This window comes from Thalassotalea euphylliae (assembly GCF_042682785.1).
In the GTDB taxonomy this organism is placed as follows: Bacteria; Pseudomonadota; Gammaproteobacteria; order Enterobacterales; family Alteromonadaceae; genus Thalassotalea_F; species Thalassotalea_F euphylliae.
The window spans coordinates 913067-927672 of sequence record NZ_JBHUIB010000003.1 but is presented as its reverse complement, the minus strand read 5'-3'; the positions used below and the strand labels follow the sequence as shown (position 1 = coordinate 927672).

Below are 14606 nucleotides of genomic sequence, written 5' to 3'. Positions count from 1 at the left end.
TATGAAAAATTTAACAATTGCGTCTAGAGTTAAATTGAGAGTGCGTGTATTTAGATAAAATAAGGCTCAACATGGAATCAGTAAAAGTAGAAGAATATATGAACCACTATCCTGTCACCTTTATGCCTGACATGGTTATTGAAGAAGCGTCTTTTCGCTTACTCAAAACCAAACAGCTAGGTGGGCCGGTTGTTGATGCAAATAAGAAGTTAGTAGGTTTCTTGTCAGAAAGTGATTTATTGAAAACTATGTTAGCTTCTACCTATCATCGAGAACACATTGCCAGTGTTGCTGATGTGATGCGAAAAGATGTGTTGTCGGTTAAGCCGTATGAAAGTATTGTCACCCTAGCTCAACAAATGTTAGGTGAAAAACCAAAAATTTATCCTGTTGTAGACGACTCTGGTCATTTGGTTGGCACGATTAGCCGTAATGAAGTATTGATGGCGGTAGATAGGCACCTCCGTGTTATTTACAACGTCAGTAATCAATAGTTTTGCCGTTCAACGGGAAAAGGGCCTTTTGTGGCCCTTTTTTATTGATAGGTATAAGCCAACATATATTGCGTCTTTGTTTTGTAAAGCAATTCCTGTTTAGTTTTGATACCATCCACTTTATTTTTCGTATTCTGTTGCGATTTATTCAAAACCGCATTCTCCAATAGTTTTTATGGCATCTGAACAACATTTATTCTCTCTTTTAACGGCAGTTAAACAAGCTGATAAGGCACGTTTGAAAAAACGCATTCTTGGCGTAAAGAAAATCAAAGACAGTGGCAAACGTGAAAAAGCTTTTGCCAAGATAGAAGAGGCTATTGAGCGCTCTAGGGCTAGCAAAATAGCTAAACAACAAAATATTCCCAACGTAACGTACGCGCCAGGCCTACCTGTTTCTGAAAGTGTACCTGAAATTGCCGATGCTATTGAAAATAATCAAGTGGTGATTATTGCTGGTGAGACGGGGTCAGGTAAAACCACTCAAATACCGAAAATTTGTTTAGCACTTGGCCGCGGTATTGACGGCATTATTGGCCATACTCAACCTAGGCGTATCGCTGCAAGAACGGTAGCAAACCGTATTGCCGAAGAGTTGAAATCACCTCTGGGTAAAGCCGTTGGTTATAAGGTTCGATTTAACGATCAAGTAGAAGAAAATAGCTATATCAAGTTAATGACAGACGGTATTTTGCTGGCGGAAATGCAAAACGACCGATTACTTCGTCAGTACGACACCATCATTATTGATGAGGCACATGAGCGCAGTTTAAATATTGATTTTATTTTGGGTTATTTAAAGCAGATATTGCCAAAACGTCCTGATTTAAAAGTGATTATCACGTCTGCGACCATAGATCCTGAACGATTTTCAAAGCATTTCAATAATGCGCCAATTATCTCAGTTTCAGGTCGAACATACCCTGTCGAAATGCGCTATCGGCCGCTTGCTCGTGATGAAGAAACCGTGGATGTGGTAAGCGGTATTATTGAGGCCGTTGATGAGTTATCTGGCATTAGCCAAGGCGATATCCTTATTTTTCTCAATGGTGAGCGAGAAATACGCGATACGGCCGCCGCGTTAGAAAAAGAGAATTACCGTAACACTAACATCTTACCTTTGTATGCCCGTTTGAGTGTCCAGGAACAAAACAGAATCTTTCAGTCACATACTGGCAGAAATATTGTTTTAGCGACTAACGTAGCGGAAACCAGTTTGACGGTGCCAGGCATCAAGTATGTCATTGACCCAGGTACAGCGCGTATTTCTCGGTATAGCTATCGGACGAAAGTGCAACGACTGCCAATTGAAGCGATTTCTCAAGCCAGCGCGAATCAAAGGGCTGGGCGCTGTGGACGTGTATCTTCAGGTATTTGTATACGCCTGTATTCAGAAGAAGATTTTCTTTCGCGCTCAGAGTTTACTGATCCGGAAATTCTTCGTACCAATTTGGCGATGGTTATCTTGCAGATGCTTGCTTTGGATTTGGGCGACATCAAAGCGTTTCCTTTTGTTCAGGCGCCGGATAACCGGAATATCAACGACGGTGTTCGACTGCTGGAAGAGCTTGCCGCAATAACAGAGTCATCGCGTGGTGACGATGCAAGAAAGTTGACGAAAACTGGCCAGCAATTAGCACGTTTTCCGATAGATCCACGACTCGCGAAGATGGCGTTAACGGCTATTGATTTAGGTTGTATTGAACAAGTCTTTATTATTGTTAGTGCGCTGAGTATCCAAGATCCACGTGAGCGCCCACATGAAAAGCAACAAGCGGCAGATGAAAAGCATAGTCGTTTTAAAGATAAAACCTCAGATTTTAAATCACTATTAAATCTGTGGCGTTACATCCAAGAAAAACAGCGAGAGTTGTCCAACAATCAGTTTAGAAAGCTATGCCAGAAAGAGTATCTCAGTTATATCCGTATTCGGGAATGGCAAGACATTATTGCGCAGCTTAAATTAACGCTAAGCGAAATGAATATTCCTATGTCATCAATTGACGAAGAGGAAGAAGGGCAAATGGCGGTTGTACACCACGCATTGTTATCTGGTTTGCTCAGTCATATCGGCCAAATAGATGAAAATCGTGAATTCAAAGGTGCACGTGGTAGTAAGTTCTTTATTTTCCCTGGATCCCCGTTGTCGAAGAAGCCACCTAAATGGATTATGGCTGCCGAGTTAGTAGAAACGAGCCGATTATTCGCGCGTATGGTGGCACGTATAGAGCCCCAATGGCTGGAACCCATGGCTAAGCATTTAGTTAAACGGAGTTACAGCGAGCCTCATTGGGAGAAGAAACAAGGTGCTGTAATGGCGTATGAGCAAGTTAGCTTGTACGGTTTGATTATAGTGCCCAAGCGCAAAGTTAATTTTAACCAAATAGAGCCAGATACCTGTCGAGAGATATTCATTAGAGAAGCACTCGTTAATGGTGACAGCTCGATAAAAGAAGCGTTTTTGAAGAAAAACCTAGCTCTTGTAGCCGATGTTGAAGCGTTGGAGCAAAAAGCGCGAACTAAAGGTTTCTTAATTGACGAAGAATTGATGTTTTCGTTTTATGAAGAACGCATTCCTGAGCATGTCATCTGTCAGCGAAGTTTCTTGTCTTGGTGGAAAAAGCAAAAGCAACAAGATGCGAATACACTGAGCTTCACGAAAGCATTTTTGCTTCAAGAAGATGAGGCAAAAGTAAGTAAACAAGCATATCCGGACCTGTGGCAACAAGCTAATTTGACATTACCGCTCACCTATCATTTCGCGCCTGGTGACGAGGATGATGGTATTTCTGTGCATATTCCTATCGGCATTCTCAATCAGGTAGAGGCTGAAGGGTTTGATTGGTTAATTCCTGCATTAAGAGAAGAGCTAGCGATAGCGTATATCAAAGGTTTACCCAAAACGCTGCGTCGTAATTTCGTTCCTGCGCCGAATTATGCAGAGGCGAGCCTTGCAAAAATGAATGAACAGGACGGCAGTTTCACTCAGGCATTGGCTAGACAACTGTTGCGTATCACAGGTGTTCGACTGGAAGATAATGTTTGGGAAGACATTGACTTGCCGACTCATCTAACCATGAATTTTAAGGTGTTTGATGAAAAAAATAAGTTGGTTAAGCAGGGAAGAGATTTGGCAGCGCTTCAACAAGCGTTGCAAGGCAAAGTAAAATCAACGATTAAAAAAGTTGCGGACAAGGGAATAGAGCAAACAAACATAACGGAATGGAATTTTGGTGACATTCCTGTTGGTTATGAAAAGAAAATGGCGAATATTACCGTCAAAGCGTTTCCAGCTTTGGTCGATAAGAAAAACAACGTAGCAATAGAATTATTTGAACAAGAAAGTGTGGCTAAAGAAGCTATGCTGCAAGGTAGCGCTCGTTTAGTGTTGCTTAACATTCCGTCTCCTATTAAATACCTGCAAGAAAAGTTACCGAATAAAGCTAAGCTGGGTCTCTATTTTAATCCGTTTGGAGCGATTAATGATCTACTTAATGACTGCATAAACGCGGCGGCAACGCACCTTATCAAACAAGGTGAACTGCCACGTGATGAGCAAGCGTTTAGCCAATTACGAGACCACGTGCGGGCAGAAATCGCCGATTGCGTGCTAGAGGCTGCTATAAAAGTGGAAAGGGCACTTAATTTACATCACGATATCCGTAAAAAGTTAAAAGGCTCGGTACCGCTAAACATGATTCAAAATCAAGGTGATGTGAAAGCGCAGTTGGACAAATTGATTTTTAAAGGCTTCGTTACCGCATCAGGAATCGATAAACTTGATGACGTTATCCGCTACCTTCAAGCGATAATTCGACGCCTCGAAAAGATGCCGATAGATCCAAACCAAGATAGACTTAAAATGCTGGAAGTAGAAAAAATTGACAGTGCGTTACAGGATTTAATTCTAAAACAGCGTAAAGATTTACCAATGCCTGCCGATTTAATAGCCTGTCGATGGATGATAGAAGAATTGAGAGTAAGCTTATTTGCTCAAAACCTTGGTACTGCCTATCCTATATCTGTTAAGCGTATTCAAAATCATTTGAAGGCGTTTAGCGAGTAAAGCAGGGGGATACTGTTGATGCGTTGACAGTGCCGTAAAATAACAAGTATAAATAAACAGGAAAACGGTCTTAGTCGTTACATCTAGGGAGTAAAGATGGTTAGTTTTGATGACAAACGAAACTTTTATCGCATGTTGTTAAACAGTGAAGTAAAAGTGACCATTATTGATGAAGAAATTAACAGTGAGTTTTTAGCTACATGTCGAGATTTAAGTGCAACGGGAATGGCGATTGAAATTGCTCATCCTTTGGAAATTGGCACTCGATTAAAGGCAAAAGTAGAGTCGGCGAATTCAGCAGTACAATCACTTGACGTATCAGGTAAAGTGGTGAGAGTTGATGAGGAATCAGCAGACTTATACCTAGTCGGCGTATCAATTGATGATATTGATTAATTTGCCACGATAACTCGATAAACAGTAAGAAAAGTAGGACGTTAGTAATCCTAGTTGTTTTGTAGTTCGTATTACCCTTTAAACCTACAAAACTAGCTAAACATGATTATTAACGCGCTGCTGTTCAACCTTTCTTGGTTCGGCCTTATCTTTTGGGGTAACACGTTTGCTCCAGTCGCTTTGGGTTGGGTGCTTTTTCATGTCTTGCTATCCAAATCGCCTGAATCAGAAATCAAAACCATTTCAATAGCAACGCTGTGCGGTGTCACTGTAGACACAATCCTCATGCACGCGGGTGTATTTAATTTCAACGAGCAAGGCGTCATTATTCCATTTTGGTTAATTGCTCTCTGGCTTGCTTTTTCCGCAACATTGAATCACAGCATGCAATTTTTCACACGCTCTAAATATGTGCAATTGGCTGTAGGTGCGTTGTGCGTTCCAATGAGCTATTTGGCGGGCGAGAAGCTGGGTGCTGTTGCATTTGGGTTTAATCATGTTGCTACTATGCTCATACTTTCTGTCATTTGGGTATTTTTGTTTAGGTTCCTTACGTCATTGAATATCAAGGAAAATAAAAGTTATGCGTAACCTTGTGTGGTTTATGTTTACACTGCTTTTAGTGGTTTTTCCGCGTCAAAGCAGTGCATCGTCTATAGTTGCACCTGCTAGCTCAACTGAACTGAAACAGGCCCTCAAACTTGTCGGTGAAACACGATTTAAAGTGCTATTTTGGGACATCTACGACAGTCAGTTGCTGACCAAAACAGGCACATATGATGAACAACAAAGTTTTATGTTCGAGATTACCTATTTAAAGAATATCTCTAGCGAAGACTTAATCGAGAGAACGGTAGAGCAATGGCAGCACATAGGCATTGACGCGCCATTGTACGAAACGTATTTGCCCAAGCTCGCACAGTTTTGGCCTGATATCAAAAAAGGTGACAGTTTGACCATGTGGGTTGACGAGCACTCGACAGCGTTTTATTTCAATCAAGAGTTGGTTGGAACGATTGCAGATTCTGAGTTCGGCAACATGTTTTCAGCCATTTGGCTTTCTCCGAAAACCTCGCAGCCCAAACTCCGCAAAGAATTACTGGGGTTGAATTGATGTCTAAATTACTTTCTGTGTTTGCAGGCGCAACAATGTTAGTTGGCTGTGGAAGCCAACATATTAATGACTATGCTAACACTGCGCCCACGTTAACCTTGGATGAATATTTTGACGGGCCAGTAATTGCGTGGGGTATGGTCCAAGATTACAACAAAAAACTTACCCGCCGGTTTTGCGTAGAAATTGAAGGGAGCTGGGAAGGCAACAAGGGGCTCCTTGAAGAAACTTTTTACTTTGACGACGGCGAAGTGAGCTTTCGAAATTGGCGGTTAACGAAGAATGGTAACGAGTACTCGGGAACGGCGGAGGATGTCTTTGGCGTTGCTTCGGGGAAAACTGAGGGTTCGGTGTTTCAGTGGCAGTACTCTTTACAGGTAAAAATAGATGATAGCGAATATGAATTCTTTTTAGATGATTGGATTTATAAAATTGACGACTATCGCGTATTCAATAGAACATCGATGCGAAAATTTGGCATCGAAGTAGCGGAAATTACTTTATTTTTTGACAAAGAACAGCCTCTAAGAAGTTGTAAGAAATCATAACATTTCAGCTTTAGTAGTGGGCTCTCGGGCGACAAACCGAGGGCCTTTTTTCGTCTGGGAAATAAGTTAACTGCATGAAATAAAAGCATAAAATATTTCAAAAGGTTGTGATCTGTTTAAATTATGTACCTCGTAAAGAAGTCGTCATGGACAAAAACGAGGAATAAATTTTGAAAACGTCAAAAATGATAATAACAGCGTTCGCAAGTGTGATGTTTTTACAAGCTTGTGACGATGATAGCAGCAGTCCAACAGTGACTGTTGTTGAGCCGGAACCAGTAACAACCACAACGATTGTAGATGCGGCGGTAGCAAATGGAAGTTTTACAACCTTGGTTACAGCTTTAGAAGCAACGGGATTAGATGAGACGCTTGCCGATGAATCTGCTACGTTTACTGTATTTGCACCAACAGATGATGCATTTGCATTGCTAGGTGAAGACACTATCAATGGTTTACTCGCAGACACAGATACACTGTCTGACATTCTAACTTACCACGTTATATCAGGGGCAGTAGACTCAACAGCTGCAGTTGCATCTGCTGGCCAAACAGTAGATATGGTTAACGGTGACAAGTTGGCATTGAGCTTAAGTGGCGATAGTCTTCTAGTGAATACAGCAACGGTCACAGCGACAGATATCCAGACCGACAACGGTATTATCCATGTGATTGACGCAGTACTTATCCCACCAGCTGATATGGGAATGCCTACTGCAAATATCGTGGATACTGCTGTTGGGGCAGGTAGTTTCAATACCCTTGTTGCAGCGCTTCAAGCGACGGGGTTGGATGCTGTGCTAGCCGATGAAAGCACTACATACACAGTATTTGCGCCAACAGATGATGCATTTGCAATGTTGGGCGAAGAAACTATCGCTACGCTACTAGAAAACCCAGAGGTGCTTTCTAGTATATTGCTTCAGCACGTCGTTGCAGGAAGCGTCGATTCAGTGACTGCATTTACGTTAAACGGTATGGCGGCTGAAACAGCTTCAGGTGCAATGGTGGATATCATGATCAATGCTGATACTGATATGCTCACTGTTGGTGGTGCAAACGTTGTTACCAAAGACATCTACACCACTAATGGCGTGATCCATGTCATTGATGCGGTTATCGTTGGTGATGTAGAAGTGCCAATGACAGGCAACACCATCGTTGATGTAGCTGTAGGTGCGGGCTCATTTACAACGTTAGTTGCTGCATTGCAAGCGACAGGCCTGGATACTGTATTGGCTGACGACTCGACAGACTTCACTGTATTTGCGCCGACTGATGCTGCATTTGCCAAGCTAGGTGACGAAACTATACAAGCGTTGCTTGCAGACCCTGACACGTTATCTAACATACTGCTTTATCATGTTATTTCAGGTAGCAAAGTGATGGCAGATGGCGCGTTAGCTGTTGCAAACTCAATGGATAAAAAAGTTGAAATGGCAAACGGTGACATGGCGGCGTTATCGCTAACTGGTTCACAATTATTTATCAATGATAGTGCAGTCAGTGCTGCTGATGTTGGTGCTGATAACGGTGTTATTCACGTAATCGACTCTGTTATTTTACCACCAGCAATGAAAGGTGAACCGACACAATCAATTGTGGACGTCGCTTTAGCCGATGAAAACTTTTCTACGCTTGTTGCGGCGCTCACAGCAGCTGACCTTGTAGACACACTAGCAGATGAATCAGCGACCTTTACTGTATTTGCGCCAACAAATGCAGCGTTTAGCAAAATTGATTCAACGGTATTAAGCGGTTTGTTAGCAGACACCGATGCGCTAACCGCTGTGTTATTAAAACATGTGGTTGCAGCAGAAATCGGTTCTGTTGACGCGTATGCTGCGAACGGCGCAATGGTAGGAACCGTAGGTGGTGACAATGTGTCAGTATCGATTGTTAATTTTGCAACCTATCAAGACGGTATGGCAGAAGAAGTCGCTTACGACGCAATAAATGAGCGCTTCGTGGGCGGCATGGGTTCGACAATGGCGGGTATGTCGCTATATGTATTTGATACTGATTTAGGCACTTCAGGCAGTGCATGTAATGACACTTGTGCAACAAACTGGCCACCACTGCTCGTCACTGATGGCAGTGTAACAGCAATTCCTGGTGTATCGACAGTGATGCGTGATGATGGCACTATGCAAGCAACTTACCTAGGCAGACCTTTATATTTCTTTGCGGGAGACGAAGCTGCAGGTGATACTAACGGCCAAGGTGTTGGTGATGTATGGTTCTTAGCAGAGCAAAGTCAAACGTCATTGCAGGTACAAGGCAGCAATGTCGTAACGAAAGACATATACACAACCAATGGTGTTATTCATGTTATCGATACGGTAATTACTGATTAATTAATGCACAAATAACACAATTATTGAAAAGGAAGCTTAGGCTTCCTTTTTTATTACCTTGAATTTTTGAAAATCAAAGTAATCAGTTTAGCCAGCATAGCCGTATTAACTGACAGTTTAGTATGATGAAAATGTTATGAAATTACCTTTATTCCCATTACCTGTTTACCTTTTACCTAGCGGCGTTACACAGTTGCGTATATTTGAGCAGCGCTACTTAACCATGGTACGAAATAGCCAAAAAACTAACGGGTTTGTAATAGTCCACACTGTGGGGGACGACAGAATTAGCGAGTGGGGCAGTTGGGTCGACATTGTTGATTTCGACCAAGGTGACGATGGCGTTTTAAACCTTCTAGTTAAATGCAAACACTTGGTGTCGATAGGTGAAACCGAAAGACAGCCAGACCAACTGCTGACCGGGGAGGTTGAAGTTTTGCCTCATTGGCCAGAGACAACGTCAAATGATAGATGCATTCAGTTGAAGCATCAGCTACAACGATTGTTTGAAGATCATCCCTCTTTACAAAAGTTATACAGCGAGCCTCAGTTTGATAATTACGATTGGGTGTGTGCACGCTGGCTTGAGTTGTTGCCGGTGAGCTTTGAAAACAAGCGTCACTTTGCTCATCCAAACAGTTTTTTACAAGCAGTGGACTTCCTCACGACTATTATTTTTGATGAAAAACCTTCGTAAAGCTGATCTCTAGTGAAACACGCTGCGTAGTTGACATAAAACGCAGGTTAACGTTTGATGGAAGTACAGACCCATGTTGCAGAGTTCGATAAATACATTGAATCAAAACAAAACACAGAGTGGCGCGATGGCTGCGGCGGCTTCTAATGAACATCAACAGCTGGCTGGCTGGTTGATAGAAGTTGCAGAGACTCGGTCGAAACAGGCATTCACTGAGCTGTTTCGCTACTTCGCCCCAAAAATCCAGCGTATTGCCTCAAGCAAGTATGGCAATGAAACGCTTGCGTCTGAGGTGGTGCAGGAGACAATGACCAACGTGTGGCGCAAGGCACACTTGTTTAATTCTGACAAAGGCTCGCCAACCACTTGGGTCTACACCGTTATGCGTAATGTCAGTTTTGATTTACTTCGTAAAATCAAAACGAAGAAAGAAGATAACCTGAGCGACGACTTTTGGCCGTTAGTAGAAGGCCAGCTAGAAACAGAAGAGCCATTTTCTGACCATTTAGCTGACAAAGAGATGCTTGAATGCATCGAGAAACTGCCGGAAAACCAAAAGCTAGTGATTAAGGGTTTCTATTTTATGGAAATGTCACAAGAACAACTCGCGATTCATCTCGACATTCCATTAGGCACAGTAAAATCAAGATTACGTTTGGCGCTGGCCAAGCTGAAGCAGTACATTGGAGAAGCACATGATTAAGCATCACCCAACTAAAGAATTGTTGGTTAAATTCGCAGAGGGGGATTTACCAGCATCATTGGCAGCAGCTGTTGCTGTTCACGTAGACATGTGCCCGAAGTGTGCTGAAATTGTTGCTGAAGCATCAGAACAAAACGCTTTCGAAGCATTCGAAATGCCAGAGGCTGATACGCAGCTAGATGCTTTAAGTATTACAGATATGATCGATGCGATTACGGCGAGTGAAGAAATTGCAATCACAGTAGATAGGAAAGAGAAGCATATCTCGGTAAAGGGACAAGACTACAAGCTACCGACCGCATTAACGAATATGGCAATGGGAAGCTGGACAAGCCTTGGCAAGCTCGCAAGAGCGCGTTTTGACGTAGAAGAAGGTCCCCTGCATGCGAGCTTATTGCAAATACAGCCAGGTGGCACGGTGCCAGAACATACACACAAAGGCTTTGAGTTAACGTTGTTATTAGACGGCTACTTTGAAGACGAAATGGGAACATACGGACCTGGCGATTTCATAATGCTTGATGGTGAACACACTCACAACCCAACAACAGAGAACGGGTGTTTGTGTTACACGGTGGCTGATGATGCACTACACTTTACTCAAGGCTTTAATAAACTATTAAACCCAATTGGCTCACTTATCTACTAGGAGCATGACATGAACGACGCGCAGTTATCTGAATTAGGTGATATCACTCTTGGTATAAGCGCTTGCGTAGCTGGGGAAAACGTCAGGTTTGATTCAAGCTCGAAGACGTCACACTTCTGTATGAAGGAGTTAGGTAATTACGTTAAGTTCAAGCCAGTATGTCCTGAAGTCGCCGTAGGCTTGCCAGTACCGCGACCTACGATTCGCCAAATTCGTAAAGATGACGTTATCACGGTATCAAGACCGGACGGCAGTGGTGATGTAACAGAAGCATTAGCAGAGTACGGAAAGAAAATTGGCAATTATTCGAGGAATTTAAGCGGTTTCATCTTCTGTGCCAAAAGCCCGAGTTGCGGTATGGAACGTGTGAAGGTGTACAGCGAAGACGGTAAAGGTTCTACGTCTGATGGTGTCGGTGTCTTTGCTCGCGAAGTAATGAAAGCAAATCCGTTATTACCGTGTGAAGAAAATGGTAGATTGAACGACGCTATTATCCGAGAAAACTTTGTCGCCCGCGTTTATGCATATAGAAAATGGCAACTGCTTGAGGCGAGTGGGTTATCAAAACACAAACTGACAACCTTTCACAGTCAGTTCAAATACACGGTGATGAGTCACGATTTAATCGCTTACAAAGAACTTGGACAGTTATTGGCGAGAGCAGACCTACCACTTGAAGAAATGGCTGAGCAGTATATTCATGGGTTAATGGCGGCGTTGACTATTAAGGCAACGCGCAAAAAACATGCAAATACATTGCAGCATATTCAAGGTTACTTTGCTAAAGAACTAAATAGTGACGAGAAGCAAGAGCTTTGTGAACAAATAGAGGAGTACCGAAAAGGCCTTGTACCTTTATTCGTTCCCCTTACCTTGATTCGACACCATTTACGTCGATTCCCTAAAGACTATTTGAAAAAGCAATTTTATCTAGCACCTTACCCTGCTGAATTAAAGCTTAGGTATGGAATGTAGCAATTAGAAAAGGACAGGTTGATGTTACTGTGGTTTCGTAACGACCTTAGAATTACAGACAATCCCGCATTAGAATATGCATTACAAAATGGCGCTCGTGACGCCATTTTTTTTGTTTCATACGGTCAGTGGCGCAAGCATCATATGGCGCCAATCAAAATTGATTTTATTTTACGCCATGTTGAGTTGTTAAGAGCACAACTTAAAAGTCTTGATATTGCACTCAACGTCGTTGAAGTTGAAGACTTTGATGCGCAAACAGAGTACCTAACGAGGCATTTTGGCGGTCAGTCTATTATTGTTAACCAAGAACTTGAGTTAAACGAGCGTCAACGCGATGCAAAACTCGCTAGTAATGGGGTTGATTTAATAACGTTTGAGTCGGATGTCATTCTACCGAAAGGGCAACTGCTCAATAAATCAGGCGAAATGTTCAAAGTCTTTACGCCTTTTAAACGCGCTTGGTTAACGTTTGTGAAACTCAATGGGTTCAACTACGGTACACGGCCTAGCAATTGCCCGCAGTTTCCTGAACACACAGAAAAGTTAGGATCTTTCAATCATCATACTGGCGTATCTGAAAAGTGGCCTTTAGTGAATGATATAGAAGCCCATGTTCTGCCAGCATTTTTGAATGAAAAAGTTGAAGAATATAGCCGGTGGCGTGACTTTCCGGGCATCAAAGCTACGTCCGGTTTATCACCATATTTTGCGATCGGTGCACTTAGCGCGCGCTATGTATTAGCCATTCTTTTGAATAAATACCCAGATCTTCTTACTGACACAGACCATAAGGCGTTTACCTGGCTAAATGAAATAGTCTGGCGCGAATTTTATCGACATCTACTGCACCACGAACCGAATTTGATTAAAGGGCGAGTCTTTGGTGAAAAATATGCTGGTTTGAAATGGCCGAATAACCGTAAGGCGTTAAGAAAATGGCAACGTGGCGAAACGGGGTACCCAATAGTTGATGCCGCTATGAAACAACTTAATCAAACAGGATGGATGCATAACCGACTCAGGATGATTGTCGCCAGTTTCCTGACTAAACATCTCTTAATTGATTGGCGCCTGGGTGAACGCTACTTTACTAAAAAGCTAATCGATTGGGACTTTGCTGCTAACAATGGCGGTTGGCAGTGGTCAGCAGGTACAGGGTGTGATGCCCAACCTTATTTTCGCATATTTAACCCTATCACCCAGAGCGAGAAATTTGATCCAAAGGGTGAGTTTATCCGTAAATATTTGCCAGAACTTACTGAAATACCAGATAAATATATTCACTTTCCACATGAATATATTAACAATACGAAGCGAAATGTGTATCTGTCGCCTATAGTTGACCATAAAGCGGCTAGAGAAATAGCACTCGCATTTTATAAAAAATATATATAACAAAGCGCTAGCTGAGTTTTTAAAGGCAATTTTATGGAACTTATTCAGCCGATTGAGCAGTTCGACTTTCCAGTGTGGTTGTCACGTTTTGTAGAGACGTACCAAAAGCTTGGGACCGATAACTTAGAGCTACTTGGCGAGATATATGCTGATGACGTTATCTTTATAGATCCGATGCATCAAATATCTGGATTTGAAAACTTAGAAGATTATTTTACGAGTCTGTATACCAACCTTAGCAGTTGTACGTTTGTGATAAACGACGTAATGAATTGCGGAGATGAAGCCGCTCTATACTGGACCATGCAATATAGTCACCCTAAGTTGAACAAAGGCAAAACTGTTACTGTACAAGGTCATACGCGATTGAAGGGGATGGGAGATAGAGTGATTTATCATCGTGACTATCTAGACCTTGGCGCAATGATTTATGAACATATTCCAGTCATTGGCGGTATCGTAAAGCTCATTAAAAATAGAGCGAACTCCTAATGAAAGTGCTGATCACGGGAGCAACATCGGGTATCGGGCTCTCTCTTGTCGAGCGCTATTCACGTAGCAATTATGACGTAATTGCATGCGGTCGAAGCGAAGAAAAATTAAGTCGCCTCAAAACTCAGTTCCCTAAAATTAGTACGCTTGTATTTGATATCACGGATAACATACAGATAAATAAGGCGATATCAGCTATTGAAAACTTGGATGTTGCTATTTTAAATGCTGGCGATTGTGAGTACATTGACGATGTAATGGCATTTGATGCTGACTTATTTGCAAGGGTTGTTACTGTCAATTTGATTAGTATGGGGTATCTAGTGTCAGCGTTAATTCCCAAACTGAATCAACAAGGTACGCTGGCATTAATGAGCTCAAGTGTTACAAACCTTCCGTTTCCAAGAGCGCAGGCTTATGGTGCATCGAAAGCAGGGGTTGATTACCTGGCAAAAACGTTGGAATTAGAACTTACGCCGAAAGGTATTCATGTAGCCCTTATCCATCCTGGATTTATCAAAACACCGCTAACGGACAAAAATGATTTTGATATGCCTTTCCTGATGACAAGTGATGAAGCTGCAGAGCGTATATTTGACGGTATAGGGCGTGGTAAAAGCCTTATACAGTTCCCCAAAAGATTTATGTATTTAATGAAGTTTATCGCCATTCTGCCAAAGTCATGGTGGGCTCGTATGGTGTTGAAAGGATCCTAAA

Annotated in this window: 14 protein-coding genes; all 14 read left to right on the top strand. The window is 42.3% G+C overall.

Annotated elements, in window-relative coordinates; genetic code table 11:
* The first annotated feature begins 71 nt into the window (after nucleotides 1-71).
* The 14 genes from ACFSJY_RS11475 (at nucleotide 72) to ACFSJY_RS11410 (ending at nucleotide 14605) form a co-directional block, all read left to right on the top strand.
* Complete coding sequence (locus ACFSJY_RS11475) at nucleotides 72-494, top strand: CBS domain-containing protein (protein WP_386034355.1); 423 nt, start codon at nucleotides 72-74, stop codon at nucleotides 492-494.
* A gap of 175 nt (nucleotides 495-669) precedes the next feature.
* Nucleotides 670-4560: an ATP-dependent RNA helicase HrpA gene (hrpA, locus tag ACFSJY_RS11470; protein WP_386034353.1), complete on the top strand. Its 3891-nt coding sequence runs from the start codon at nucleotides 670-672 to the stop codon at nucleotides 4558-4560.
* 96 nt (nucleotides 4561-4656) lie between these two features.
* Nucleotides 4657-4956: a PilZ domain-containing protein gene (locus ACFSJY_RS11465; protein ID WP_386034351.1), complete on the top strand. Its 300-nt coding sequence runs from the start codon at nucleotides 4657-4659 to the stop codon at nucleotides 4954-4956.
* A gap of 102 nt (nucleotides 4957-5058) precedes the next feature.
* A complete protein-coding gene (locus ACFSJY_RS11460; protein WP_386034349.1) occupies nucleotides 5059-5547 on the top strand; it encodes a DUF2878 domain-containing protein in 489 nt (162 codons plus the stop codon).
* Nucleotides 5540-6070 carry a chalcone isomerase family protein gene (locus ACFSJY_RS11455; protein WP_386034347.1) on the top strand — a complete coding sequence of 177 codons (531 nt, stop codon included), beginning with the start codon at nucleotides 5540-5542 and terminating at the stop codon, nucleotides 6068-6070. Before ACFSJY_RS11460 ends, ACFSJY_RS11455 begins: the two co-directional genes overlap by 8 nt.
* Nucleotides 6070-6618, top strand: a complete 549-nt coding sequence (locus ACFSJY_RS11450; protein WP_386034345.1) for a DUF3833 domain-containing protein — start codon at nucleotides 6070-6072, stop codon at nucleotides 6616-6618. The genes ACFSJY_RS11455 and ACFSJY_RS11450 overlap by 1 nt, the downstream gene beginning before the upstream one ends.
* A gap of 185 nt (nucleotides 6619-6803) precedes the next feature.
* A complete protein-coding gene (locus tag ACFSJY_RS11445; RefSeq protein WP_386035024.1) occupies nucleotides 6804-8975 on the top strand; it encodes a fasciclin domain-containing protein in 2172 nt (723 codons plus the stop codon).
* A gap of 136 nt (nucleotides 8976-9111) precedes the next feature.
* The gene (locus tag ACFSJY_RS11440; RefSeq protein WP_386034343.1) at nucleotides 9112-9672 is read left to right on the top strand and encodes an LON peptidase substrate-binding domain-containing protein; all 561 of its coding nucleotides are present in this window, start codon (nucleotides 9112-9114) and stop codon (nucleotides 9670-9672) included.
* A 127-nt stretch (nucleotides 9673-9799) separates the two neighbouring features.
* Nucleotides 9800-10375 carry a sigma-70 family RNA polymerase sigma factor gene (locus tag ACFSJY_RS11435; protein ID WP_386034341.1) on the top strand — a complete coding sequence of 192 codons (576 nt, stop codon included), beginning with the start codon at nucleotides 9800-9802 and terminating at the stop codon, nucleotides 10373-10375.
* Nucleotides 10368-11024, top strand: coding sequence for a ChrR family anti-sigma-E factor (locus tag ACFSJY_RS11430; protein ID WP_386034339.1), 657 nt, complete (start codon nucleotides 10368-10370; stop codon nucleotides 11022-11024). Before ACFSJY_RS11435 ends, ACFSJY_RS11430 begins: the two co-directional genes overlap by 8 nt.
* 9 nt (nucleotides 11025-11033) lie before the next feature.
* A complete protein-coding gene (locus tag ACFSJY_RS11425) occupies nucleotides 11034-11999 on the top strand; it encodes a YbgA family protein (protein ID WP_386034337.1) in 966 nt (321 codons plus the stop codon).
* 21 nt (nucleotides 12000-12020) lie between these two features.
* Entirely contained in the window at nucleotides 12021-13397 is a 1377-nt protein-coding gene (locus tag ACFSJY_RS11420) for a cryptochrome/photolyase family protein (protein WP_386034335.1), read from the top strand.
* Between the two features lie 33 nt (nucleotides 13398-13430).
* The gene (locus ACFSJY_RS11415; protein WP_386034333.1) at nucleotides 13431-13889 is read left to right on the top strand and encodes a nuclear transport factor 2 family protein; all 459 of its coding nucleotides are present in this window, start codon (nucleotides 13431-13433) and stop codon (nucleotides 13887-13889) included.
* Nucleotides 13889-14605: an SDR family NAD(P)-dependent oxidoreductase gene (locus ACFSJY_RS11410; protein ID WP_386034331.1), complete on the top strand. Its 717-nt coding sequence runs from the start codon at nucleotides 13889-13891 to the stop codon at nucleotides 14603-14605. The genes ACFSJY_RS11415 and ACFSJY_RS11410 overlap by 1 nt, the downstream gene beginning before the upstream one ends.
* The last annotated feature ends 1 nt before the right edge of the window (nucleotide 14606 follow it).